Annotated in this window: 3 protein-coding genes and 1 pseudogene; all 4 read right to left on the minus strand. The window is 48.4% G+C overall.

Going from position 1 to position 3,901, the window contains the following annotated elements; translation table 11 throughout:
• Positions 1-1,609 (minus strand): hypothetical protein (locus AC1DWN_RS29735; RefSeq protein WP_477562476.1); only part of this gene is annotated, 1,609 nt, incomplete at its 3' end.
• A 517-nt stretch (positions 1,610-2,126) separates the two neighbouring features.
• Positions 2,127-2,882 (minus strand): annotated as a pseudogene (locus tag AC1DWN_RS29740) (FecCD family ABC transporter permease).
• A 157-nt stretch (positions 2,883-3,039) separates the two neighbouring features.
• Positions 3,040-3,306 carry an iron chelate uptake ABC transporter family permease subunit gene (locus AC1DWN_RS29745; RefSeq protein ID WP_477562478.1) on the minus strand — a complete coding sequence of 89 codons (267 nt, stop codon included), beginning with the start codon at positions 3,304-3,306 and terminating at the stop codon, positions 3,040-3,042.
• Between the two features lie 203 nt (positions 3,307-3,509).
• Positions 3,510-3,901: hypothetical protein (locus tag AC1DWN_RS29750; protein WP_477562477.1), on the minus strand; the 392-nt coding region annotated here is incomplete at its 5' end.

The raw sequence follows: 3,901 nt of genomic DNA on the forward strand, positions 1-3,901 counted from the left end.
AGTCCGCCTCCGCGCCCGCGGTCCACGTTAAGTTCGCCTTGTGAAAGTCCGGTGCTGTTACGTTTAACCCCGTTACCTGTGCAGGTGCCGTTTGATCCGGAATGTCCGAGTAATAATAAATCGTATTCGCCGGAATCGTATCTGTAAATGAGGTTCCGCTTATTGACTTGGTTCCGAAGCTTGCCGGGATTTCGCCAAACTTATCGACTAAATCAATAGAGGCTGACTCGAACTTATATTTCCTAAACGTCGTATGAATGGAGTCCTCCAGTGTAAAGCTTACATCCGCGTCGTTACTCGACCAGTTCACCACGATAATGGTGTGTTTGCCCTCCGCTGTTTTAATTATGGCGGGAATAACCGCTTCATTCGTAGTGGTCGCCTGATACGCTGTCGATCCTTTTGGAATGAGCTTATATGCCAGTGCTGTCGCCTTGTAATTAGGTCTTGGCGTAAAGTTCTCCTGTTTGCTGCCTATGATGCCGAAGCCGTAATCTCCAAAGCTGGTAGACGTTTGGTTGGAGCCAGATGGCCATGTCCAAATATCATCTGCAAACGACCATCGACCGAACTCGCTGACACCCGCCCTTAATCCATTGGCGATCAACGCGACGGAATTTAGTCCATCCTCCGCTCTGCGAATGGTACCAGTTGGGGTATAATCGGTTATCATAATCGGTTTGTCAGCCCCATTGGGGTCATTGGTTTTTATGATGTCGATGAAGCTTTTGATCAAGCTGACATAAGATCCATCCGTCGCCTCTGCTTTTGTCTGTCCGGAATGGATGGTATACGCGTCGAGACTGGCAGGGATATTCGTTGACAGATCGTCCAACCAGCCGGCTGTATCATGGTCACTATAACCGATCTCGGGACCAATCAGCTTCACATATTGCAGCAGATTTTCACTTTGCAGCCTGCTCCGCACCGCGGTCATGGAATCTTTATAGCTCGTTAGCTTGCTGACGCCTGGAGGAGTCAGAAAGAAGTTGTTGGGCTCCCCTGAGAAGGAAACGTATTTGACGTTCGTAAACCCTTTGGTAACAACAAGATGTTTAACCATAGCTGCGATATGCTCCGCATACTCGGGGATCATGCCTGTATTAGGTCCGGTGTTCGACGCGTACTCGGCAGTGAGCCAAGGATACATGACTCGGGGGTCGTCAACCATAACGTCAACAAACACATCCACGTTCATATCTTTGAAGCCTTGAAGATATTTATACAACGAGTTCATTTCAATGCTGTTCCATGTAAATCCGGAATCCAGCATGACATCGGGATCCGAGTTGTCATTTGCCGGCTCCCACCAAGCTCCATCTAACCATAACCTAGCAACCGTGGAGCCTGTTTTTTTAAATTGCGTCATTAAAACCGCCAAGTCGTCATCGTTAAAATCTTTAACCTTCCATGAAGAATGATAGCCGAAAGGCATAATCGTTCCTCCCATGCCAAGCGTCGTGCCTTCAAAAGCTTTTGAGTTGTTTTTTAAAGTGACGGTTACCGTTGAGTTAGCCAATACCTTGTCTGCGCTTTCAAAAATGATGATGCTTGCTAGTAGCAGCGCAACACTTGCAACCAGCATGAATGGCAATCTGTTGCTTTTCATGATTTCCCTCCCGATCTCACATTAGGATGACACCAAAAAAGAAGATTGTGCCTAATCTCACTATAAAACAACTCTATTTTTCTTATCGACTATAAAGTTTCTACTTGCGACTCACCATTTTTGTTCTAACCGAGAAAAAAAATAATCCTCATGTTGTTGTCACTGAAAAATGAAGATAGCAGGTTATCACCATCTTTCCAGGGTGTTTGAAAAGTACTGCGTGGATTTAATACTGAAGGGGGGCCTGGGCTTTCTGGAGCAACTAGTTCGACCGGCAAGGAGTAGACTCAGGCCGGTACCGCAGCCCGACTTCCGAGGGGCTACGGTGCCGTTTTGATTCTAAAGCCGGGAGTCTTGGTGGAGCGAAGAAAACGTATCGCGGTGCTCTAGTAGATTCTTACCGTAGTTTTTGCGAAACACCTTACTGAAATGTTGCGGATTCCTGTAGCCGACCGCAAAGTTTATTTCGTACACTTTTTTGTCCGTGCTTTTCAACAGATAGACGTCTCTCTCCGCTTCACCGGCTCGCACGCTTTCGACGAAACAGCAGATACATGAAGAAGGGGGCGCCTACACATGCCGTGAACACGCCTGCAGGTATGTCAAGTGGTTGGAACAGCATTCTCCCCGCCAAATCCGCAAGCAGCAGGACAATGGCCCCCGCCGCGGCCGATGCCGGCAACAGTATACGGTAGGAATGGCCGACCAGTCCCCTCGCCATGTGAGGAGCGATTAAGCCGATAAAGGACAGCAATGATCAATGCAAGCAATCTGCTCCGCTGAAGTCTGCTGCCAAGTCCGAGAGCCGTCTCCTCTCTAAGCGATTGAACGTTGAGTTCCCTCGCGCAAAGCAGCGACAAAGGGAGGAACAATGCCGCCCAAGGCCACAGCATCCTAATATACGACCAATTGGTGCCGTAAATGCTTCCGGTCGTCCAATTCAGCACCTGAGCAGCCAAGTAAGCGGGGCCGCTTATTTATAGAAGCGCCGTCAAAGCCCCTGCAGCTGTCGAGATGCCAATTCCAATCATAACCAGTCTGAAGGGTGATACTCCCTTGCGCCATGCCAGTGCATAATTAAGCGCCGCAATGACCATAGCTCCTGCCACTGCAATAAAAGGTATCCAATAGATGCCGACACCCGTTGCCAGCGTCATAAACGCTACGACGCTGACTGATGCTCCGCCCGTAACGCCCAGCACGTAGGGAGAGGCAAGCGGATTCTTATCACCCCTTGCAACAGCGCTCCCGCAACGGCCAGCGGGGCGCCCACCAGAATAGCCGCGATGACCCGTGGCAGTCGGAACTGATCACGATCATGCCGAATTCTTCGTCTCCGTTGCCTGACAGAGACATCAGAACTTGGGAGAGCGGCACGCGAACGGAACCAGGAGACAAGGAAACAAGTGCTGCTGCCAATGTGGCAACAGTCAACGCGGCAAGGACAATTCCGTGTCTTCGCTGTAAATTACACATGCTTCCTCCTTCTCGCCCAACCTAATGAGAAACGGTACGCCAACGATAGCCGTCGCGATGCCGACTGGAATTTCCTTGCCTGAAATAATGAATCTGGAAAGCGTATCGGCTGCGACCAGCAACAGCGCTCCGGCCACCGTGCAGTATGGAAGCAGCCACCGATGATCATTGCCCGCAATCGCCCGGCACAGGTGCGGAACGATTAGTCCGACGAACGCGATCGGTCCGGCTGCGGTTACAGTTCAATTCCAGCTGGCTTCCAAGTGGATGAAACGTGGCAATCGGACCCAGATCCTGATACTCCTCGTTCTGTTTACAATATGGTAAGGGTTAATCCTACTTCGTGGAATAGTGGTTCTGGTTTTTACTAATTAAAAATGCGCTATGTCACTATTCGTGATATAGCGCATTTTTAATTTAATTCTTACCACCGCCACGAATCAGCTATATTAAGTAATTTCCAGATATTATCTTCAAACTGAAACACAAACAGTTGCGTTTCTGTTTCTATTTCCTCGGAACCAAATAACTTCTCTGTATATTCTAGCATAACAGGTTTAGCACCATCAGGAGGTGTAAGGTCAGGTTTCACCGTGAAGTCTAAATTATCGATACTTAAATAGTGCCTTTTAAAATCAAACTCTCCTTTGCTCGGATTCATATCTCCTGTAATAAGTGAATTATATGCATTAAAGTCCTTCTCGTATGACGCTTTCACCAAGTTGTTTAATGTCTTGACGATCCCTAATTCATCGCCTTCATATTTACTTTCATCGATGTACTGAGGCGCTAGTTTATTTGTCGTCGCTGTAGGTG

It is taken from the genome of Paenibacillus sp. P4_A7 (genome assembly GCF_056402455.1).